15 protein-coding genes are annotated in these 21,867 nt (G+C 71.9%); 11 read left to right on the plus strand and 4 right to left on the minus strand.

What is annotated here, in order from left to right:
* Window positions 1-59: 59 nt before the first annotated feature.
* Window positions 60-713: an HAD-IB family hydrolase gene (locus ABZU32_RS13850; protein ID WP_354921575.1), complete on the plus strand. Its 654-nt coding sequence runs from the start codon at window positions 60-62 to the stop codon at window positions 711-713.
* On the opposite strand, the gene car is transcribed toward ABZU32_RS13850, so the two are convergent.
* The gene (gene car, locus ABZU32_RS13855) at window positions 710-4,180 is read right to left on the minus strand and encodes a carboxylic acid reductase (protein WP_354921578.1); all 3,471 of its coding nucleotides are present in this window, start codon (window positions 4,178-4,180) and stop codon (window positions 710-712) included. The genes ABZU32_RS13850 and car overlap by 4 nt on opposite strands.
* Window positions 4,181-4,418: 238 nt before the next feature.
* Between car and ABZU32_RS13860 the strand changes: the two genes are divergently transcribed.
* From ABZU32_RS13860 to ABZU32_RS13905, 10 genes are all read left to right on the plus strand, one after another.
* Window positions 4,419-5,435: a ParB N-terminal domain-containing protein gene (locus ABZU32_RS13860; RefSeq protein WP_354845785.1), complete on the plus strand. Its 1,017-nt coding sequence runs from the start codon at window positions 4,419-4,421 to the stop codon at window positions 5,433-5,435.
* 29 nt (window positions 5,436-5,464) lie between these two features.
* Entirely contained in the window at window positions 5,465-6,301 is an 837-nt protein-coding gene (locus ABZU32_RS13865) for a 2-amino-3,7-dideoxy-D-threo-hept-6-ulosonate synthase (RefSeq protein WP_354845782.1), read from the plus strand.
* A 31-nt stretch (window positions 6,302-6,332) separates the two neighbouring features.
* Window positions 6,333-7,445 (plus strand): 3-dehydroquinate synthase II family protein, encoded by a 1,113-nt coding sequence (locus ABZU32_RS13870; RefSeq protein ID WP_354921580.1) that lies wholly within the window; start codon window positions 6,333-6,335, stop codon window positions 7,443-7,445.
* Window positions 7,446-7,484: 39 nt separating this feature from the next.
* The gene (locus ABZU32_RS13875; RefSeq protein WP_354921583.1) at window positions 7,485-8,837 is read left to right on the plus strand and encodes an aspartate kinase; all 1,353 of its coding nucleotides are present in this window, start codon (window positions 7,485-7,487) and stop codon (window positions 8,835-8,837) included.
* Window positions 8,838-8,922: 85 nt separating this feature from the next.
* Window positions 8,923-10,161, plus strand: a complete 1,239-nt coding sequence (locus ABZU32_RS13880) for a cytochrome P450 (protein ID WP_354921586.1) — start codon at window positions 8,923-8,925, stop codon at window positions 10,159-10,161.
* Window positions 10,158-11,366, plus strand: coding sequence for an MFS transporter (locus ABZU32_RS13885; RefSeq protein ID WP_354921589.1), 1,209 nt, complete (start codon window positions 10,158-10,160; stop codon window positions 11,364-11,366). Before ABZU32_RS13880 ends, ABZU32_RS13885 begins: the two co-directional genes overlap by 4 nt.
* Before the next feature lie 24 nt (window positions 11,367-11,390).
* Window positions 11,391-12,923 (plus strand): GMC family oxidoreductase N-terminal domain-containing protein, encoded by a 1,533-nt coding sequence (locus tag ABZU32_RS13890; protein WP_354921592.1) that lies wholly within the window; start codon window positions 11,391-11,393, stop codon window positions 12,921-12,923.
* Window positions 12,920-14,428 (plus strand): aldehyde dehydrogenase family protein, encoded by a 1,509-nt coding sequence (locus ABZU32_RS13895; RefSeq protein WP_354921594.1) that lies wholly within the window; start codon window positions 12,920-12,922, stop codon window positions 14,426-14,428. Before ABZU32_RS13890 ends, ABZU32_RS13895 begins: the two co-directional genes overlap by 4 nt.
* Window positions 14,429-14,434: 6 nt before the next feature.
* A complete protein-coding gene (locus tag ABZU32_RS13900; RefSeq protein WP_354921597.1) occupies window positions 14,435-15,439 on the plus strand; it encodes a zinc-binding dehydrogenase in 1,005 nt (334 codons plus the stop codon).
* 4 nt (window positions 15,440-15,443) lie between these two features.
* Window positions 15,444-16,748, plus strand: a complete 1,305-nt coding sequence (locus ABZU32_RS13905; protein ID WP_354921600.1) for an NAD(P)/FAD-dependent oxidoreductase — start codon at window positions 15,444-15,446, stop codon at window positions 16,746-16,748.
* Between the two features lie 638 nt (window positions 16,749-17,386).
* Here the strand turns inward: ABZU32_RS13905 and ABZU32_RS13910 are convergent.
* The 3 genes from ABZU32_RS13910 to ABZU32_RS13920 all read right to left on the minus strand — a co-directional run bounded on the left by ABZU32_RS13910 (window position 17,387) and on the right by ABZU32_RS13920 (window position 21,867).
* Window positions 17,387-18,619: a cytochrome P450 gene (locus tag ABZU32_RS13910; protein ID WP_354921603.1), complete on the minus strand. Its 1,233-nt coding sequence runs from the start codon at window positions 18,617-18,619 to the stop codon at window positions 17,387-17,389.
* Window positions 18,620-18,683: 64 nt separating this feature from the next.
* On the minus strand, window positions 18,684-20,030 hold the full coding sequence (locus ABZU32_RS13915; protein WP_354921606.1) for an MFS transporter: 1,347 nt from the start codon (window positions 20,028-20,030) through the stop codon (window positions 18,684-18,686).
* A 133-nt stretch (window positions 20,031-20,163) separates the two neighbouring features.
* Window positions 20,164-21,867, minus strand: a complete 1,704-nt coding sequence (locus ABZU32_RS13920; RefSeq protein ID WP_354921609.1) for an AMP-binding protein — start codon at window positions 21,865-21,867, stop codon at window positions 20,164-20,166.

Below are 21,867 nucleotides of genomic sequence, written 5' to 3' on the forward strand. Positions count from 1 at the left end.
GCAGATGAGGAGAAAAAACCTTTGCGAAGGTATGTTTTGGGGAGCCAAAAATGAACCGGGTGCGGATTCCTCTTCGGGTGGCCTTCTTCGATGTGGACGAGACGCTGCTGACCGCCAAGAGCATGGTCGAGTTCCTGCGGTACTGGCTGGGCCGTGACGACGCGAGGTTCCGTGCCGTCGTGGCCGAGCTGGGAGCGGTGGCCGAGCGGGAGGGCAGGGCCGCCGCGAATCGCGCATACTACCGGCTTTTCGCCGGCGTATCGAGTGCGGCGTTGACGGAGGCGGGCCGTCGCTGGTACGCGCGGCACCGTCGCGAGCCGGACGCCTTCGTGGGCTCCACCGCGGCGGCGCTCGCCGGACACCGCGCGGCCGGAGACCGGGTGGTGCTGGTCTCCGGCTCGTGCCGGGCGGTGCTCGATCCTCTGCTGACGGACGTGGGCGGCGACGATGTGCTGTGCACGGAGCTCGTCGTCGGCGGCGACGGGCGGCTGACCGGCGAGGTGGCCAGGTCGATGATCGGCCCGGCCAAGTCCGATGCCGCCACGGAGCTGCTCCTGCGTCTTGGAGCGAGCCCCGCCGACTGCTTCGCGTACGGTGACCATGCCAGCGACCTGGACCTGTTGACGGCGGTCGGCAGCCCGAGGGTCGTCGGCGGCGACCCGGTGCTGGCCTCGTGGGCGGAGAAGCACGGCTGGCCCGTGCTGCCCGCCTAGAGCAGGCCCAGGTGCCGTAAGTCCGACACGTACTTCTCGATCAGCGTCCGGGACAGATGTGGAATGTCCCCCACGGCCTCCTGGAATCGTCCGGCGGGGAACGCCGAGCCGGCCCGGGGCGTCACGGGCTCCCGCCAGGCGCGCATCAGGGGGAGGAGTGAATGCCTCCGCTGGTTGTCCGGTAGGTCTCGCAGCGCGGCCTCGAACCGTTCGCACCACTCCTGGTAGTCATCGACGCGGCGGAGGACGACTCCGGAGCCGGCCAGCCAGTCGACGACGGTGTCCAGCGAGATGCCGTCATCGTGCGGATTGACCACGTTGAACGTGCGGTGTCCGGCCGGGCCGGCGCCAAGGGCAGCGACCGAGGCGGCGACGAAATCCCCGGGCAGGCCGTCGTAGTGGGCCCGCCCCGCCTCGCCGCGATAGAACGACCCGGGCGCGATTCCGGTGGCGATCAGGCTCAGCACCAGGCGGGTGAAGGTGTCGGGGACGTTGAGCTGCCCGGTGTAGCGGCGATCCGCCAGGATCATGCCCGAGCGGAACACGGTCACCGGCAGCCCGCACAGCTCGTGCGCCTCCTGGAGCAGCACCTCGCCCGCCCACTTGCTGGTGGCGTAGCCGCCGGCGTGGCCGTCGTCGATCGGGCGCACGGGAGCCGCCTCGCGGATGTCCCGGTCCTCGCGCAGGACGCCGGTCGCGTGCGACGCGACGGCCACCGACGACAGGAAGCTCACCGGCTTGCGCCGGGTGGTGAGGGCCAGCCGGATGACCTCGGCCGTGCCGGCGACGTTGGGGCCGAACAGCTGCCGGTACGGCAGGACGTGGTTCACCAGCGCGGCCGCGTGCACGATGAGGTCCACCGTTCCGGCCAGCCGCCGCCAGGTCCGCTCGGACAGGCCCAGGTTGGGCGCGCCGATGTCCCCGGCCAGCACCTGCAACGCGCCGTGGCCGGTCGACTCGGCGAACCGCCGCTTGAGCTCGACGTCCCCGCTGTCCAGCGACTCCTCCAGCCGCTCGCGAGCGGCCGCGTCGTCGGCTCCGCGCACCAGGCAGATCAGGGTGCCGCCGCTCGGTGCCAGCCGCCGCAGCCACTCCAGGCACAGCAGACGGCCGAGGTAGCCGTTGGCCCCGGTGAGCAGCACCGTGGCGGGGGCGCCGGCCGGCAGGGGAAGCGCCGGGGCCGCGGTCAGCGTCTCCTCGTCGATGAACGCGCCGAGCACGAGTTCGTCGGCACGCACCGCGGTGGCCTCATCGCCGTGCACGCCGGCGAAGGTGGCGCGCCGCGCGGACGGCTCACGCAGCCGCTCGATCTGGCCGGCGATCTGGTCAAGGCCGTTGGCCGGGCCGAGCAGCGTCCCGACCGGGACCTCGGCGTCGAAGATCTCCTTGAGCAGGTTGGACAGCGACAGCGCCGTCAGCGAGTCTCCGCCCATGTCGGTGAAGCGCGTCGCCGGGCCGGCCTCGCCGGCGGAGGCTCCGAGCAGCGCCCGCACGGCGCGGCGGACGGTCTCCACGACCGGGCGGCTCTCGTCGTGCCGCAGACCGCGCAGGCCGTCGATCTGCTCCTCGGCCAGCTCGGCGTACCGCCGCTCGAGCCGTTCGCCGTAGTGCTCCTTCAACCGCGGACGCAGTTGCTTGGTGGAGTCGGACAGCAGTCCGTTCTCCTGGCTGAACGGCACGGTCTCGATGAGCAGATCGCGCGGGATCTCGTACGGCTTGAGGTCGGCGCGCTTGGCGATGTGCTGCAGCGACTCGTGGATCGCCGCCTTCAGCGCCGCCTCGTCGGAGGCCTGCTCCAGCGCCTCGGGAGTGGGCACCACCACGGCGAGCAGGTACGGGCGGGAGCTGTTGCCGTACAGGAAGACCTGCCGCAGCAGCGGACTGGCCACATAGACGGCCTCCAGCTTCGACAGCGCCACGAACTCACCCTGGGAGAGCTTGAGCACGTTCTTGCGCCGGTCGACGTAGTACAGCCGGTCGGGCTCGACCTCGGCCATGATGTCGCCGGTGCGGTAGTAGCCGTCGTCGTCGAAGACCTCGGCGGTGACCTCTGGACGCCGGTAGTAGCCGGGGGTGATCAGCTTGGTCCTCACCAGCAGCTCACCCCGCGGATGCGGCGTGTCGGTGGTGAAGTACCCGAGTTCCGGCACGTCGACGAGCTTGTAGTCGAGCACGAACGCCCGCTGCACGCGGTGGTCCAGCATGACGAGTCCGGTCTCGGTGGTGCCGTAGCTGTCGAAGAACGGAACATCCAGGCAGGACTCCACGAAAGCGGCCAGCTCGGGCGCGAGCGGGGCCGAACCGCAGGGCGTGTGGATGACGCGGCCGCCGAGGACCACGTCACGGAAATGGCGCCGCAGCTCCTCGGCGTTCCCGGCGCCCGGCTGGTCGAGCCGGCTCAGGTAACTCTGGTAGAGCAGTTCGCAGACGCGCGGCACCATGGCGAACTCCGTCGGCCGGATCAGCGCGAGATCCTCCAGCAGCGTGGACAGATTGCTGTCGGCCACGAAGTACGCGGTGCCGCCCAGCGCCAGCGTCTTGACCACCAGCCGCCTGGCGACGAGGTGGCTCTGCGGCAGGAAGTTCGCGCTGATCATCGGGTGGGGCTGCTCGGGCGGCCGCCACATCAGGGACACGGTGGACTCGGGGAAGATGACGCCCTTCGGAGTGCCCGTGCTGCCAGAGGTGTAGATCAGTGCGGACAGCACCTCCCTGGTGTCGTCGACCGGCGGCGGTTGCGGCGCGGGCGGCGAGGCGCTCCCGCGCTCGATGACCTCAGACAGCGGCTCCAGCGAGATCGGCGAGCCGGTCTCGGCCAGCGACCGGCGCGCCTGCGCCACGCTCTCCGTGTGCTCGGCGAGCTCAGGGCAGTGGTCGAACACGATGAGCCGGACGACGGAGGTGTCCCCGGCCAGCGCTTCGAGCACCGTGCCCAGCCGCTCGGCGCTGGTGGCGAAGACGCGCGGAGCGGTCTCTTGGACCAGGTGGCGGATGTGGGCGACCGTGGCGGTGTTGTGCAGCGGCACGGCGACCGCGCCGACCTGGCCACAGGCCAGGTCCACGGTGGTGTAGTCGGTGCCGGCGAAGCCCAGGATCGCGACGAAGTCGCCGGCGCGCAGCGGGTGCTCGGCGTGGTGGTACCAGTCGGCGGCGACGGCGCTCAGCCGGGACCACAGCTCGCCGTAGGAGACGGTGTCGAACCGGGGCGGCCGCCGCAGCTCGGTGCGTCCGGCCACGGAGACGAACTCCTTGGCGCGCTCGGCGAGCGCGGGCCGGTCGGCGTACGCCGTCAAGGTCCGTTTCACGATCTCCGGCAGCCGCAGGCCGGGCTCGGCGGTGCTGTCGAAGACCTCTTTCAGCGGCATCCGGCCCGCGAGCTCCGGATCGGCCGCCAGCATCTCGACGCGCCGGGTGCGATTGGCGTCGAGCCGGGCGCGGGTGGTGTCGGCTCGCGAGTCGTTCCCCATGGTTACCCCCTCAGGCGACCGGGACCTTCTGGATGTGCGCGCGGCCGGCGTGGCAGCGGGCGTCGTGTGCAACCGGGGAGGCTCCTCGCTTGCACAGGCTGAAACATACCGTACCAAAGGTATGATCATGAGCATGTTTCGTCCATTGTCGCAGGTAGATAGCTTTCACGAAAAAATACCTTGTGTAAGGTATGGTTTTAGGTAAGAGTGCTCTCGAAGGGCACGACAGGCTTCGCCGATGACGAGGAGCGCCAACGTGGTGAGCGGGGATGTGATCACAAGCGAACGAGAGACGGGCGTCGGCCCCGAGGTCGGCTGGATCTCGATCACCGAGCTCGTCCTTTCCGACTCACCCCGATCCGCGGGTGAGGACGCCGAGCACGCGCGGGCTCTCGCCGAGGTGGACTCACAGGCGGAGCTGCCGCCGATCGTCGTCCAGCGCGGCACCAACCGGGTCGTCGACGGGATGCACCGGGTGCGCGCCGCGCAGATGCGCGGAGAGCGGGAGATCCAGGCCCGCTTCTTCGACGGCGACGACGCCGGCGCCTTCGTGCTGGCGGTGCGGCTGAACGTTCAGCACGGGCTGCCGCTCTCGCTCGCCGACCGCAAGTCGGCCGCCCGGCGCATCCTGCGCGAGCACCCGGGCTGGTCCAACCGGGCGGTGGCCTCGGTCGCGGGGCTCTCCCCCAAGACCGTCGGCGCGTTGCGCGAGCAGTGCGGAGCGCCGGTGGCCGAGGTCAGGATCGGCCGGGACGGCCGGGTGCGCCCGGTCAGCGCGGCCTCCGGGCGCGAGCGCGCCAGGCAGATCCTGCTGCGCGACCCCACCTCCTCGCTGCGCACGGTGAGCGCCGCCGCCGGAGTGTCCCCCGGCACCGTGCGGGCCGTCCGGATGCAGATGACCGGGCAGGCCACCGCGGTGCTCCCCGAGCAGCGGGCCGCGTCGCCCAGGCACAACCCCGATCCACGGCGCGTCAGGGGCGCGGCTCCGCAGGGCGCCGGGCTGGACCGGACGGGCGCGATGCTGCGCGCGCTCCGCTCCGACCCGTCGCTGCGGTTCACCGAGTCCGGCCGGCTGCTGCTGAGCGTTCTGGCGGTGGCCGCCATGGACGGGCACACGCGGGAACGTCTCGTCGACGACCTGCCGGACCACTGCGTGGAATTCGTCGCCGCGCTCGCCGAGGCGAGCGGCCAGGCCTGGCGGGAACTCGCCGAACGCCTGGCGGAGCGACGGTGCGCGGCCGCCGATTCCGAATAGTTCCCGATCTGGAAATGGGGTGTTGACAGATGGCAGAAGCGTACGGCTGGTCCGGGAAGAATCTGCGTACCCAGCGGATTCTGCACTCGGCGTCCGGGACGACGTTCCTGGTCCCGCTCGATCATTCGCTGGCGGACGGCCCGGTGTCGAGCGCCGCCGATTTCGCCGGGCTGGTGGCGGCGATGGCCGCGAACGACGTGGACGGGATCATCGTCCACAAGGGGCGGGTCCGTTTCCTTCCCACCCGGCGGCTCGGCCGGCTGGCGCTGGTCGTGCACCTCAGCGGCAGCACCAGGCACGCGCCGGACGCCGACGCCAAGACCCTGGTCGGCGCCGTGGCCGAGGCCGTGGCGCTCGGCGCGGACGGGGTCAGCGTGCACATCAACCTCGGGTCGAGCAACGAGGCAGAGCAACTGGCCGACTTCGGCGGGGTCTCCGACCAGTGCGCCCGCTGGGGCGTCCCGCTACTCGCGATGATCTACCCGCGCGGCCCGCGCATCGCCGACCCGGCCGACCCGGCGCTGCTGGCGCACGCGGCGAACATCGCCGCCGACCTCGGCGCCGACATCGTGAAACTCCCGTTCACCGGCTCGCCCGACACGATGCGCGACGTCGTGCGGGCCAGCCCGATCCCGGTGGTGACCGCCGGCGGCGGCGTCATCGGGGACACCGGCAAGTTCCTCGACCAGATCGACTCAACGATGGAGTCCGGCGTGCTCGGAGTCGCGGTCGGGCGCAACATCTTCCGCGCCGCCGACCCCGGCCGGCTGGCCCGGTCGGTCGCCCAGCGCGTCCACGCCCGGCTCGGCTCCCGCAACCCCCTGACCGCCCTGGACCTGGCCCTGGCCGGCACGACCGTTGCCTGACGAAACTCAACTCACGACCGAAGGTGCGAACATGAAATCCGCATGGATCGATCTGCGCGGCCTGACCGCCGAACTCGCCACCGCCGTCATCGAAGAGAGCACCCACCTCGGCATCGGCGCCGTCGTGCTGGACGACCCCGAGCTCGCCGCGAAGGTCCCGCCGACCCTGGAGAAGGCCGCCGTCGTCACCGGCGAGACCCCCACCACCCTGATCGACCAGCTCGTCGACGTGGTCGACATCCTGATCGCCGACCACGGCATCGCCGAGAAGTTCGAGGGCGTCCGGCCCGGCCTGCGCAACGGCGTCCTGGTCAAGGTGCTGGGTGAGGAGACGCTGCAGCTCGCCTGCAAGATAGCGAACGAGTCGGAGCTGACCCTGGTCGAGTTCCGCCAGGACCCGAGCAAGATCCCGCTGGAGATCCTGCTGGCCGCCGCCGACAAGGCCAAGGGCCAGATCGTCACCGTCGTCGAGGACGTCGAGGACGCGATGGTCACCATCGGCGTCCTGGAGCGCGGCTCCGACGCGGTGCTGCTCGCCCCGCGGCGGGTCGGCGACGCCTCCGAGCTGGTGCGCGTGTGCCAGGGCGAGGCCGAGACGCTGCAGCTCGAGCCGCTGGAGATCGTCAAGCTCACGCACCTGGGCCTCGGCGACCGGGTGTGCGTGGACACCTGCTCCCACATGCAGCCCAACGAGGGCATCCTGGTCGGCTCGTACTCGACCGGCCTGATGCTGGTCAGCAGCGAGACCCACCCGCTGCCGTACATGCCGACCCGCCCGTTCCGGGTGAACGCCGCCGCTCTCAGCTCCTACACCCTGACGCCCGGCAACCGCACCCGCTACCTGTCCGAGCTGCGCTGCGGCTCGGAGATCCTGGCCGTCAACACCGACGGCGGCGTGCGCCGGGTGATCGTGTGCCGGATCAAGATGGAGACCCGGCCGATGCTGCAGATCGAGGCACGCACCGCCGGCGGCGACGTGGTGAACATGGTCGGCCAGGACGACTGGCACGTGCGGGCGCTCGGCGCCGGCGGCAGCGTCCACAACTTCACCGAGCTGCGCCCCGGCGACCACATTCTCGGGCACACCATGACCGACCAGCGGCACGTCGGATACGCGATCCGTGAGTTCCTGCACGAGCAGTGAAGGCTCGAGCCGGCTCCGCTCTGAAGGAGAGTGCGCGAGATGGCGCTGATTGTGCAAAAGTACGGCGGAACCTCGGTCGCCACGCCCGAGAAGGTCATCGAGGCGGCGCGGCAGATCCTGGCGGCACGGGCGGACGGACACCAGGTCGTCGCCGTCGTGTCCGCCATGGGCGGAACCACCGACAGGCTGCTCCACCTGGCTTCCTCGGTGTCCGACCAGCCGGATCCCGCCCAGCTCGACGCCCTGCTCAGCACGGGCGAGGCCGTGTCCGCCGCGCTGCTGTCGATGGCGCTGAACCGCCACGGCGCCGCGAGCAGGTCGTTCAGCGGCGCCGAGGCGGGCATCCTCACCGATGACCGCCACGGCCGGGCGACGATCCAGCAGGTGGATCCGCGCCGGCTCATGGAGGACCTCCGCAGGGGGGCGATCCCGGTCGTCGCGGGCTTCCAGGGCGAGGCGGGCGTCGCGGGACCCTGCACGACTCTGGGGCGCGGCGGCTCCGACACCACCGGCGTCGCCCTGGCCGCGGCGCTCGGCGCCGACCACTGCGAGATCGTCACCGATGTCGCGGGGGTCTACACCGCCGACCCGAGGAAGGTCACCGGCGCCCGGCGCCACACCACCCTGCTGTACGAGGAGATGGCCGAGCTCGCGGTGAGCGGGGCCAAGGTGCTCGCCGCGGACTCCGTGGACTACGCGCGGACCCACGGCGTCGACCTGAAGGTGCGCTCCAACCTCACCGCCTGCGGCCCGGAGACCTGGGTCGGATACCGCCGCCGCTGCACGGCGATGGCGGCCTCCGGCGGCGGCTCCTGGAGGCCCGCCGGGCTCGGCGAGGTCCCCGCGATCGCCGGGGTGGCCACCAGGACCGGTCTCGTGCGCTGCGTGCTGCGCCGGATCGCCGCCGATCACGCGGTGCGGATCCTGCGCGGACTCGCCGAACGCGAGCTGGAGGTCGAACTGCGCCGCTACGGCAACCTCGGGACCGAGGACGCCGGCGACCTCGCGATCACGCTGCCCGCGGAGAGCGTGGAGGAGGCGCGCGCGCTGCTGGCCGAGGCCGACCGGGGAGCCCGCCTGGACGAGGTGCACTGGACCTCGAACCTGGCGCGGCTGTCGGTCGTCGGCCTCGGGATAGGCCAGCTTCCCGGCTCGCCGCTGCGACTGCTCGAAGCACTGCGGTCGGTCGGCGCCGCGCGCACCGATCTGCTCGTCACCTCCAACAAGCTCAGCGTGCTGACCGGAGAGAGCGGCCTGGCCGAGGCGACCCAGAGCGTGCACGACACCTTCGTCCACGAACCCGCGGCGCACCGGTTGCCCACCCCTGACCTGTGGGCCACCGATCACGAGGAGCTGGGCGCCAGCGTGCCCGCGCTGGCGGCGGCCGACTGAACCGCGACCCATCACCGTGCCGGCCGGCCCGAGGCCGGTCGGCGCGGTGCCCGCCGGATGAGAAGCCACAAGCGGAGCGACCCCGATGACCAAGCCGACGTTCGATCCCACATCTGACAGCCAACTAGCCGACCCGTACCCGACGTACACGCGCATGCGCGACCAGTGCCCCGTGTTCCACGACGAGAAGACCGGCCTCTTCGTCGTCACGCGGCACGAGGACGTCGTCCACGTGGCCCACGATCCGCGGACCTACTCCTCGGAGAGCGCGGTGAAGGCGACCACGGGACCGGAGGCCGACGAGGTCAAGCAGATCCTGGCCGAAGGCTGGTCGCTCACGCCCAACCTCACCGAGAGCGACGGCGAGGAGCACACCCGGCTGCGCACGGCGGTGAACCGGGTCTTCACGCCGCGGCGGGTGGCCGAGCTCGAACCCTTCATCACGGCGACCGGCGAAGAGCTGATCGACCGGTTCGCCGCCGCCGGTTCGACCGACATCATCGAGAACTACGCCTGGCCGCTGCCGCTGTCGGTCATGGCGCGCATCCTCGGCGTACCGGCCGGCGACGTGCCGCTGCTGCGGCAGTGGAGCCACAGCTGGCTGAAGCTGTCGGTCGGCGGCGGCGAGGTGGCGGAACGGGCCGAATGCGCCCGCGACGTCATCGCCATGCAGAACTACGTGATGGCGATGCTGCTGGACCCGGGGCCGGCCGGCGACGGGCTCATCGCGTCGCTCGCGGCCGACCACGACGAGAACGACCTGGACGACGTCGAGCTCATGCGCATCGTGATGAACCTGATCATCGCGGGGCACGTCACGGTCACCCGGTCCATCGGCAACGGCCTGGTGAGCCTGCTGGAGAATCCGGACCAGCTCGCGGCGCTGCGCGAGGGCGCGGTGCCGCCCGAGGCGATGGTCGAGGAGATCCTGCGGTTCGAGTCCCCGGTCCAGGGGCTGTTCCGCACCGTCACCGCCGAGACCGAGCTCGCCGGCACCCGGCTGCGGCCCGGCGACCGCGTGATGGTGCACTTCGGCGCCGCCAACCGGGACGAGCGCGCGCTCGCCGACCCCGCCGCCTTCGACATCAGGCCGAGGACCGGCCGCAAGATGCTGGCCTTCGGCCGCGGCATCCACACCTGCCTTGGAGCCGGGCTGGCCCGCCTCCAGTTGCGCATCGCCATTCCGCTGCTGTTCGACCGCCTGCCCGGACTGCGTCTGGGTCCCGCGGACGCGCGCGGCCGCGAGCGGCTGCTGATCGCGCGCGGGTTCGACGAGCTCCACCTGCAATGGGACGTTTCACGAGTACAGGAGGCAAGACAGTGACTACGCAGGAACAGCAAGTCGCGCCTGTGGCGGTCGAGAGGAACGCCGCTCTGGTCGGGACCCCGCTTCTGCTGGTGGGCGTCGCCCTGGCGGCGGCGAACCTGCGTCCCGCCATCACCAGCATCGGCCCGCTGCTGGAGGAGGTGCGCCGGTCGCTCGGCGCCTCCCTGCTCTGGGCGAGCGTGCTGACCGCCCTGCCCACCCTCTGCTTCGGCATCGCCGCCGCGGCGGCGCCGCTGGCGGCACGCAAGCTCGGCCTGGCCCGTGCGGTCGGCGCCGGCCTGGTCGTGCTCACCGCCGGGCTGCTGCTGCGGGTCGTGGGCGGCCCGTGGGTGATGCTGGCCGGCACGTTCGTGGCGGCGGCCGGCATCGCCCTCGGCAACGTGCTCATCCCGGTCGTCGTCAAGCAGGCCTTCCCGCAGCGGATTCCGCTGCTGACCACGGTCTACACCGTGGCCCTGATGGTCGGCGGCGGCGCGGGCGCCGCGGCGACCCCGTGGATGCAGGACCAGCTCGGCGGCTGGCGGGTCACCCTGGCCGCCTGGTCGCTGCTGTCCATCGGCGCGCTGCTGGTCTGGGTCGCCGGGACGCGCCGCACCGAGCAGGGCGGCGCGACCGCGGCCCTGCCGCAGGAGCGCAAGCTGCTGCTGCGCAGCCCGCTCGCCTGGCTGATCACCGGGTTCTTCGGACTGCAGGCGGCCGGCTCCTACGTTCTGATGGGGTGGGCCCCGGCCGTGTACACCGGCGCGGGCATCGGCAAGAACGAGTCGGGTCTGCTGCTGGCTCTGCTGGTCGTGGCGGCCCTGCCCGTCACGATGGTGGTCGTGCCCATGGCGATGCGCAGCCGCAGCCAGTCCTGGTGGATCGCCGGCCTCGTGGGCCTGGAGATCGCCGGCACGATCGGCATGCTCGTCGCGCCGACGACGATGCCGTGGCTGTGGTCGCTGCTGTGGGGAGCGGGCATGGGCGTGTTCCCGATCGCGCTCGGCCTGTTCGCGCTGCGCACCCGCACCGCGGCCGACACCGCCGGGATCTCCGCCATGGCGCAGGGCTTCGGCTACCTGATCGCCATCGGCGGCCCGTTCCTGTTCGGCATGCTGCACGGCAGCACGGGCGGCTGGGCCGTGCCGATGGTCATGCTCGCCGTGGTCTTCGCCGTGGACCTGGTGCTGGGGTTCATCGTCGGCCGGCCCCGGTACGTGTAGGACCGCGACGAGGGAGGAGCGATCATGACCTACGACGTCATCGTGATCGGCGGCGGTTCCGCCGGCTGCGTCCTGGCCAACCGGTTGAGCGCGAACCCGCGGCTGTCGGTCCTGCTCCTTGAGGCCGGGCCCGATTTCGCGACCACCGAGGAGCTGCCGGCGGACGTCGCCGACGCGACGTACGCACCGTACTCCTACGACTGGGGTTACCGATCGGTTCCGGACGAGTTCGGCAACCGGGTGCCGGTCCCCCGGGGCCGGATCATCGGCGGCTCCTCCTCCGTCAACGTCTGTGTGGCGATGCGCGCCCGGCCGTCCGACCATGACGCGTGGGCGTCCCTGGCCGGGCCCGCGTGGGGCTACCCGGACATGCTCCCCTTCTACAAGGAGATGGAGCACTACCCCTACGGCGAGGAGAAGTTCCACGGCCTCGACGGGCCGTACCGCATCACCCAGAGCACGGCGGCCGACCTCGGTCCGCACGTCGCGGCGATGAGCGAGGCGTGCGGACGGCTCGGGTACCCGATGGTCGACGACTTCAACGCGCCGGGCGCGCCGGGCTTCGCGCACACCCCGCTCAGCGCGGCCGACGGCGTGCGGCTGAGCACGGCCATCGGCTACCTCAACCCGGTCCGCCACCGGCCGAACCTCACGGTGCGCGGTGACGTGCTGGTCGACCGGGTGCTGTTCCGGGGCGACCGGGCCCGCGGGGTCCGGCTCGCCTCGGGCGAGGAGATCGGCGCCGGGCACGTCGTGCTCAGCGCCGGCGCCTACAACACCCCGGTCATCGCCATGCGTTCCGGCATCGGAGACCGCGCCGAGCTCGCCTCGCACGGGATCGACGTGGTGTCCGAGCTCCCGGGCGTGGGGCGCGGCCTCACCGAACACCCCGCCTTCTGGAACATCCACGTCGCCAGGCCGCCGAAGGAGGGGGCGCGGCAGATGTTCGGCAGCGTGCTCAGCGTCGCCACCGGACCGGGAGAGCCGGACTACGACGTGCAGATCCTGCCCTCCGCGGCGGTGCCGACCGAGAGCCTGCCCGCCATGATCGTTCCGCCGGTCGAGAACCACCCGACCGGCTGGGACATGGTCTTCTTCGTCTCCTGCGTCCAGCCCCGTTCGCGGGGCACCGTGCGGCTCGCCTCACGCGACCCGCAGGACGCGCCGGTCATCGACCTCGGGCTCTACACGGTCGCCGACGACGCCGAACGGGTCGCCGACGCGGTGCGCCTCGCCCGCACGATCGCCCGCACCCGGCCGCTCGCCGACCTGCTGGTGGAGGAGCGGGTGCCGGGACCGGGCGTGAGCGACCAGGAGCTCGCGGAGGCGATACGCCGCGCGCCGGCGCACTACAACCACGGCAGTTCCACGATGCGGATGGGCTCGCACCGTGCTCCCGGCTCCGTCGTCGACTCCAACGGCGCCGTGTACGGCGTCCAGGGACTCACCGTCGCGGACGCCTCGGTGTTCCCGGCGATGCCGCGCGTGGCCACCAACGTACCGACCATCGTGATCGCCGAGCGGATCGCCTCGGTGCTGAAAGAGATGATGACATGACCACGACGTTCGACACAGCTCAGTCCGACACCGCCCAGCTCCTGCGCACGCGCTGGTCCTCGCAGAACGAGGCCGACCGGTTCACCGTGCACGACCCGGCGACCGGCAGGCCGCTCGCTGTCGTCCAGGGCGCCGGCGCCGAGGAGGTGGACCAGGCGGTCCGCGCCGCGTACGAGGCGCACTTCGCGTGGAAGGCCCGCACGCCGCGCGAACGCGGCAAGTGGCTGTGGAAGGTCGCCCAGGCCATCCGCGAGAACGCCGACGAGATCGCGGCGCTGGAGTCCAGCGACAACGGCAAGCCCTTCACCCAGGCGCGCAACTTCGACCTCGAAGGCGCGCCCACCATCTTCGAGATGTTCGCCGGCCTCTGCGAGGCGATCCCGAGCCAGGCGCGCGACTCGGGCAGCATGCTCGACATCACACTGCGCGAGCCCTTCGGCGTCATCGGCGCGATCATCCCGTTCAACTGGCCCCCGCTGCACACCGCCGGCAAGCTCGCCCCCGCGCTGGCGGCCGGCAATGCCGTGGTCATCAAGCCGCCGGAGCAGGCTCCGCTGTCGGTGATGCGGGTCGCCGAGATCGCCCAGTCCATTCTCCCCGACGACGTCGTGCACATCGTGCCCGGCACCGGCGCGGTCGGCGCGCGGCTCGCCGGGCACAAGCTCGTGGGCAAGGTCTCCTTCACCGGCGCGCCCGCCACCGGGCAGGCGGTGATCCGGACGGCCGCGGAGAACCTGACGCCGACCCTGCTGGAGCTCGGCGGCAAGAACGCCCTGGTGATCTTCGAGGACGCCGACCTCGACTCGGCCGTGCCGTGGGCGGTGGAGGGCGGCTACTTTAACCAGGGCGAGGCCTGCACCGCCGCCTCGCGCGTGCTGGTCCACGTCGACCGCTACGAGGAGGTCGTCCGCCGGCTCGCGGCCGCCGTCAAGCGGCTGAAGGTCGGCAACGGCGCGGACGCGGACACCCACGTCGGGCCGCTGGTCACCCCCGAGCAGCGGCAGCGCGTGCAGGACTACCTCGAACTCGGCGTCCGCGAGGGCGCCACGATCGCGGCCCAGGCGGCGACGCCCACCGACCCCGAGCTGGCGGAGGGCTACTTCGTCCCGCCCACGCTGTTCACCGGCGTCACCCCGGACATGCGCATCGCCACGGAGGAGATCTTCGGGCCGGTCGTGTGCGTGATCCCCTTCCGTGACGAGGCCGAGGCGGTCCGCATCGCCAACGGCACCGAGTTCGGCCTGGTCGCCGGGGTGTTCACCCGCGACACCGAGCGCGCCATGCGCTTCAGCCGCGACCTGCGCGTCGGCATCGTCTTCGTCAACCACTACAACCGCTCGTTCACCGGCACCCCCTTTGGCGGCGTGGGCGCCAGCGGATACGGCCGCGAGCACGCCATCGAGACGCTGCAGGAATACAGCTACGCCCGCAGCCTGCGCCTGCCCTCCGGCCGCGGCGAGATCCCGCGCTGGGCGCCGTCGGTCGAGGTCGTCACCGGAGGCTGAACCGAGATGAGCACCACGATGCGCGCGGCGGTCTGTGTCCAGGCCGGCGGCCCGGAGGTACTCCAGATCCGCGAGCTGCCGATGCCTTCGGTCCGCGAGGGCTGGAGCCTGGTGCGGGTGGAGGGCGCGGGCTTGAACCGGTCGGAGCTGCGGACCCGCCAGGGGCATTCGCCGAACGTGAAGTTCCCTCGGGTGCTCGGGATCGAGTGCGTGGGAACGGTGGCGGCCTCGACCGACGCCGCCCTGCCGGTCGGCCAGGCCGTCGCGGCCGTGATGGGCGAGATGGGCCGCGAGTTCGACGGCGGATACGCGGAGTACGCGCTGCTGCCGAACTCGCTGCTCATGCCGGTCACCACCACGTTGCCCTGGGAGGTGCTGGCCGCGCTGCCCGAGACGTACCTGACCGCGCAGGGCTCGCTGGACGCGCTCGGCATCGCGCCGGGCGCGCCCGGGCGCCTGCTGATCCGCGGCGGGACCTCCTCGGTCGGCATGGCGGCGGCGTCGATCGCCTCCGCCCACGGCCTGGAGACCGCGGCCACGACCCGGCGCCCGGAGAAGATGGACGCCCTCACCGCGGCCGGCGTCGACCACGTGCTCCTGGACGACGCGGGCTCGACGGCGGACGCCGTGCGCGAGGTCTGGCCCGAGGGACCCGATCACGTCCTGGACCTGATCGGGACGGCCACGGTGCCGGACTCGCTCAAGCTGGTGCGCCGCGGCGGGACGGTGTGCGTGTCCGGCTCGCTCAGCGGCTGGCTGATCAGGGAGTTCGAGCCGATCGCGATGATCCCGCCCGGCACCAAGCTCACGGCCTTCCACAGCGACAGCCTCAAGGGAGCCGCCGGTGCGCCCGTGCTGCGGCGGGTCATCGGCGAGGTCGAGGCCGGGGTCCACCGGCCCAACATCGACCGGGTCTTCGACCTCGGCGACATCGTCGAGGCGCACCGGCACATGGAGAACGACCAGGCCACCGGGAAGGTCGTCGTGCTGCCCCGGACGAGGAAGGGATGAACGGATGGGAACGCGGTTCGTCGAGACGGTGGTCATAGGCGGCGGTCAGCAGGGATGCTCGGTCGCGGGCGCGCTCGCCCGGCTCGGCTACCGGGCGCTGGTGATCGAGCGCGGCGAGATCGGCCAGGCGTGGGCCAACGAGCGCTGGGACAGCCTGCGCGTCAACACCCCGAACAGGACGGTCGCCTTCCCGGACTGGGCCTACGACGGGGACGACCCGGAAGGGTACATGCCGGCCCGTGAGGTGGCCGAACGGCTGCGGTGCTACGTGGCCGCGATGGGCATCGCGGTCCGCGAGCACACCAGCGTCCAGATGGTCGAGTCCCCGATCCATGACGCGGTCCACGAGGGCGCGCGCTTCCGCGTCCACCTCGACGACGGCGAGGCCGTCGAGGCCCGCAATGTCGTCGCGGCGCTGGGCGGGTACTCCTCGCCGCGCATACCGGAGGTGGCCGCGGGCGTGGACCCTTCGGTCACCCAGATGCACACGCGCTACTACCGCAACCCGGAGTCGCTGCCGAGCGGAGCGGTCCTCATCGTGGGCGCGGGGAACAGCGGCCAGCAGATCGCCGACGACCTCCGCGACGCCGGCCGGGAGGTGTTCCTCGCGGTCGGCGGGCACAAGACCGCGCCCCGGCGCTACCGCGGCGCGCAGATCCTCGACTGGCTGCAGTTGCTGCTGCCGGAGGGCAACCTGGAGACCGCCTCGGGCGGGCGCGGCGACTCCCCCGTGCTGCCGGGCGTGTCGGTGCTCAGCGGGAAGGACGGCGGCCAGGACCTGAGCCTGCCGATCCTGGCCGCCAAGGGTGTCACGCTGGTCGGCTCGGTCCGCGGCGCGTCGGGCGGCGTGCTGAGGCTGGAGGACAACGTCCGCGCCGTGGCGCGGGCTGCCGCACACAAGGAGAGCGAGCTGCTGAAGGCGATCGACGCGGCGATCGAGCAGCGCGGGCTGGTCGTCCCCGAGGCCGACCCCGCCCCCGTGTACGACCCCTCGCTCATCGCGGACTACGGCGCCACGCTGGATCTGGTCGCCAACGACATCACGACGATCATCTGGGCCACGGGCTTCGTGCCCGAATACGGCATCCTGCCCGCCGGGGCGCTCGACCCGGACGGCATGCCGGTGCACCGCAGGGGAATGGGCGCGCTGCCGGGCCTGTACTACGCCGGCCTGCCCGAGGCCGGGTCGGTGATGCCGCTGCTCATCGCCGCCACGCGCAACCAGGCCGAGCGCGTCGCCCGGCACGTCCAGATGGACAACACCCTGCGCCACCGCTCCCCCATGGCGATCGGCGGCCTGTGGACGTGAGCGTACGGCGGTAGGAGAAGCACGCACGAGGCGGCGATCGACCAGATCGCCGCCTCGTTCGCGTTCCCGCCACAGGCTCCCGCCACCGGACGACCCATCTGCCCACCGGCAACTCCCACCACCAGACGACCCGCTGACCACAGCGAAGCCCCGGGCCCGGGAACTCACCGCTACCACGACCCGCCGACCCGGCGCCGGTCACCTCCAGCACATGGCCGGAGGTGAAGAGCCGCGCCCGGTGAACGTGCGTGGTCACCCCACTGCCGCCCCACCCTGACCGGGCCCGGAACTCACCGCACCAGTGAACGCGCACTCCGGCGCCGGAGCGGCCGGTCATGGGTACGGCGAAACCGGCGCCACCCCTACGACGGCCGACCGGCGGACGTTCGTGGACGCCGCACCCCGTGTGCTGTGACCGGAAACGATCACCGGCTTGGCGCCGACGCAGGCGCCGGCATCGCCGCACCACGACCCGCCGACCCGGCGCCGATCACCTCCAGCACATGGCCGGGGTGAAGAGCCGCGCCCGCTGCCGTGCCGGTCCCTTCCGCGTGTCTTCGGGGCGACCTGCGTTCCCCACGGACATGACGAGGCCGCCGGAGGCGCGGTGCGCCTCCGGCGGCCGGAGTTCGTTCCGGTCATGCCGGGTGGGGGATGACCTCCAGGCCCACGGGGCCGTTGATGAGGAAGGAGGTAAGGCGGGCGGGCTGATGTCCGGGGCGGGCGAGGGTGAGATCGGGCAGTTCCGCGAACAGCGTGGTCAGGGCGATCTCCGCCTCCAGGCGGGCGAGGTGCGCACCGAGGCAGAAGTGGGGACCGTGGCCGAAGGCGAGGTGTTCCTTGCTGGCCCGGGTGGGGTCGAAGCTCTCCGGGCACCGCGGGTGCACCTGCGGGTCGCGTCCGGCGGCGGCGAAACCGATGGTGATCGCGTCGCCCTTGCGGATGACGACGCCCTCACCGAGGTCGATGTCCTCCAGGGCGCACCGCATGGGCATGTGCATGACCGGGCCCTCGAAACGCAGCGTCTCCTCGATGACGTCCTGCCAGGCGATGGCGCCCTCGTTGATCCGGGTGAGGTGCTCGGGGTGGGTGAGCAGGGCCTGGACGGCGCTGGTGATGAGGTTGACGGTGGTCTCGTACCCCGCGCCGATCATGAGGAAGAGCGTGCCGAGCAGCTCGGCCTCCGACATCGGCTCGTCACCGGGCTCGGCCGGCAGCAGCAGGTCGCTGGTCAGGTCGGCGGCCGGGTTCTCCCTCTTGTACCGCAGCAGCTCGCCGAGCCGCTCGTACAGCGTGTTGCCGGCGGCCATCGCCTCCTCTGGGCCGAGCGAGGAGTCCAGGACCCGGTCGATCCCGGTCCCGACCTTCCTGCGCAGGTGTTCGGGGACGCCGAACAGGTCGCAGATGACGGTGATGGTCAGCGGCAGCGCCAGGTCCCGGCGCACGTCGGCGACGGCGCCGGGCGGCAGGGCGGCCAGCTCCTTGACCAGGCGGTCCGCGGTCGCCTTGACCTGCGGGCGCATCCGTTCGACCTGCTTCGGCGAGAACGAGGGGGCGACGCGGCGCCGGGACCTGCGGTGCTCCTCGCCGTAGAAGTTGAAGAAGCTGTTCTGCAGGGCGAGGGGAGCGAGCGGCCAGCCCTCGGGCATGTCGGCCAGGCCGGGCCAGTGCCGGCGCGAGTCGCGCGAGACGCGCGGGTCGTTGGTCAGCTTCTGGATGACGCTGTGCCGGGTGACCGCCCAGGCGCGGACGGGCCCGGGCAGCTCCACCAGCACCGCCGGTCCCTCGGCGCGTAACGCGGCGGCCTCGGCGTGGACCGAGGCGCCCGTGGGATCGAGAACGGGACACTTGGGAACGGACAAGGACGTCATGCGGTACTCCCTCACTGGAGATTGCACGGAGACTTCCACCGGTTCGCCTGAGGCTTCGCGCCGGCTAGCTTCCGGCGGTGGTGATGACGGGGGACGTGGCGGTCGCCGGCGGAGCGGCGGCGCGCGGTGCGGCCGTGCCGTCGACGTGCTGTAGGGGCATGCCGCCGGCGTGCTTCGCGGGCGTGCCGTCGTCGGAGCGTTCGCGCAGGAACGCCGAGGCGCCCAGAGCGATCACGCCGGCGGCGGCCATGTAGACGGCGATCGGCGTCCAGCTGTGGAACCTGTCGAGCAGCGACGTGGCGACGATCGGGCCGACGGCGCCGCCGAGCAGGCCGCCCACGTTGTAACTGATGGACATCCCGGAGTACCGCACGGCCGTGGGGAACAGCCGCGGGCAGAACGCCCCCTGCACGCCGTAGTTCGCGGCGAACCCGGCGAACAGCAGCAGGAAACCCAGAGCCATCAGAGGGAACGACCCGGTGCCCAGCAACGAGAACCAGGCGAACGGCGCCACCGTCATGGCGGCGATGCCGCCGACGAAGACCGCCTTGCGGCTGTACCGATCGCCCACCCAGCCGAAGAACGGCATGGCGACGATCAGGAAGACGCAGGATCCGACGAGCAGCAGCAGCATGACGGACCGGCCCACGCCGATGGTCGCACCGTATTTGAGGGAGAACACCGACCCGAGGTAGAACACCAGGAACGTGGGAAGCGCCGACAGCGACGCGCCCAGGGTCGTCAGGCCGTACCGCGACAGAACCTCCAGCGCCGGCCTCTTCCTGACCGCGCCCTCGGCCTTGGACCGCTGGAACTCGGGAGTCTCCCCCAGCCGCAGCAGGACGTGGAGGGCGATGCCCACCAGCACGGCGCTGAAGACGAACGGCAGCCGCCACCCCCACGCCAGAATCTGCCGCTCCGGCAGCGCGGTGACCAGGAGCAGGACGCCGTTGGCCAGCAGCAGTCCCCAGGCGTTGCCGGTGCCGACGACGGCGGTGAGGAAGCCCCGCCTGTTCGGCTTGGCGCTCTCCAGCGCCATCAGGAACCCGCCGCTCGACTCGCCGCCGAGCGAGCATCCCTGGATGAACCGCAGGATCGTCAGCAATATCGGGGCGGCGACGCCGATCGTGCCGTAGGTGGGAAGCAGGCCGATCGTCACCGTCGCGCCGCCCATCACGGCGAGAGTGGTGATCAGCGTCGCCTTGCGGCCGGCCCGGTCGCCGAAGTGCCCGAACAGGAAGGCGCCGAGCGGTCTTCCCGCGAAGGCGACCGCGAACGTCGACAGCGACAACAGGGTGCCGGTGGTGGGGTCGAACGAGGGGAAGAAGAGCTTGTTGAAGTACAGGGAGGAGAACGAACCGTAGATGAGGAACTCGTAGAACTCGATGCTGTTCCCGATGAGGCTGCTCACTACGGCTCGTCTGCGCTGACCCCTGCTCATGGTGACGGCAGTCATTTCGTCTCCGAGGAGTGGTAGGCCCGGGCGGGCGGGCCGCGCGGGGGGATGTCCGCCGGTCGCGCGACCCGCTCATGTCGCCAGGGGGCTAGTTCTGGAAGTCTTCCTCCCACCATTCCTGCGCCGACCGCGAGAGCCGCTGCTCCTCCCGCTTGCGCAGTTCGGTGCGCTGGGTCTTGCCGGAGATGGTCTTGGGCAGTTCGGCGAACTCGACGCGGCGGACGCGCTTGTAGGAGGCCAGGTGCTCGCGGGAGTGCGCGAGGATGAGCTGTGCGGTCTCGGCCTCCGGCAGGTAGCCGGAGGCGAGCGCCACGTAGGCCTTGGGCACGGCCAGCCGCAGCGGCTCGGGCGAGGGCACCACGGCGGCCTCGGCGACGGCCGGGTGTTGCAGCAGCACGCTCTCCAGCTCGAAGGGGGAGATCCGGTAGTCGGAGGCCTTGAAGACGTCGTCGCCCCGCCCCACGTAGCGGAACAGGCCGTCGGCGTCACGGGTGGCGATGTCGCCCGTCCGGTAGTGGCCGCCGCGCATGCAGCGCGCGGTGGCCTCGGAGTCGCCCACGTACCCGCCCATCAGGCCGAGCGGCCGGTCGGCCAGCGGCAGGCAGATCTCGCCCTCCGCGGAGACGTCCCGGACGGGGGCGCCGGTGTGCGGGTCCAGCAGCGCCACCTCGTAGCCGGGCAGCGCCCAGCCCAGTGCCCCCTCGACGCTCGGCATCCCCGGCGGGGTGCCGATCTGGGCGGTGGTCTCGGTCTGCCCGTACCCGTCGCGGACCCTGACCCCCCACGCCTCGCGGACCCGGCGCACCACCTCCGGGTTCAGCGGCTCCCCGGCGGCCAGCGCCTCGCGGAGCACCATCGGCCACCGCGTGAGGTCCTCCTGGATCAGGCTCCGCCAGGCGGTGGGCGGCGCGCAGAAGGTGGTCACCGCGTAGCGCGACATCATCTCCAGCAGCGGACGCGCGGCGAACCTCGGCTGGTTGACGGCCATGACCGTCGCCTGCGCGTTCCAGGGGGCGAACAGGCTGCTCCAGGCGTGCTTTCCCCAGCCGGGCGACGAGATGTTGAGGTGCACGTCGCCGGGGCGCAGGCCGATCCAGTACATGGTCGACAGGTGGCCGACGGGGTAGCTCACGCTCGTGTGCCCGACCATCTTGGGCCGGGAGGTCGTGCCCGAGGTGAAGTAGATCAGCGACAGCTCCTCGGGCCGTGTCCGCACCGCCTCGCGCAGCGGCTCGGCGGCATAGGCCCCCTGGTAGTCCCGCCAGCCGGGAACCGGGCCTCCGACGGCGATGCGCGTCCACCGGCCGCCGAGGCCGTCCAGCCTGGGGGTGAGGCCGGCTTCGGCGATGACGTGCGCCACCTCGCCGCGTTCCAGCCGGTCGGCCAGGTCGGCGGGGGCGAGCTGGACTGCCGCGGGGATCACCGCGCAGCCCAGCCGGAACGCGGCCAGCAGGCACTCCCACAGTTCGACCCGGTTGCCGAGCATCAGCAGGATGCGGTCCCCGCGCCGTACGCCCGCCGACCGCAGCCATCGGGCGACCCGCTGGGAGCGCTCGGCCAGTTCGGCGAAACTCACCGCGGTGTCGGCGAGCAGCGTCCCCTGGCGGTCCAGGTCGAGCACGCGCAGGGCGGTGGCGTGGTTGCCGTCGGCGATGACGTCGAACCAGTCCGCGACCCAGCTGAAACTCTCCCCGACCTCGGGCCTGGGAAAGGCCCGGGCACGCGGCAGGTCACCGTAGGAGGACAGCAGGTGGTCGCGGGCCCGCTGGAACTCGCCGGTCGCTGTGCGCAT

The organism is Sphaerisporangium sp. NPDC005288 (assembly GCF_040607475.1).
GTDB classification, from domain to species: domain Bacteria; phylum Actinomycetota; class Actinomycetes; order Streptosporangiales; family Streptosporangiaceae; genus Sphaerisporangium; species Sphaerisporangium rhizosphaerae.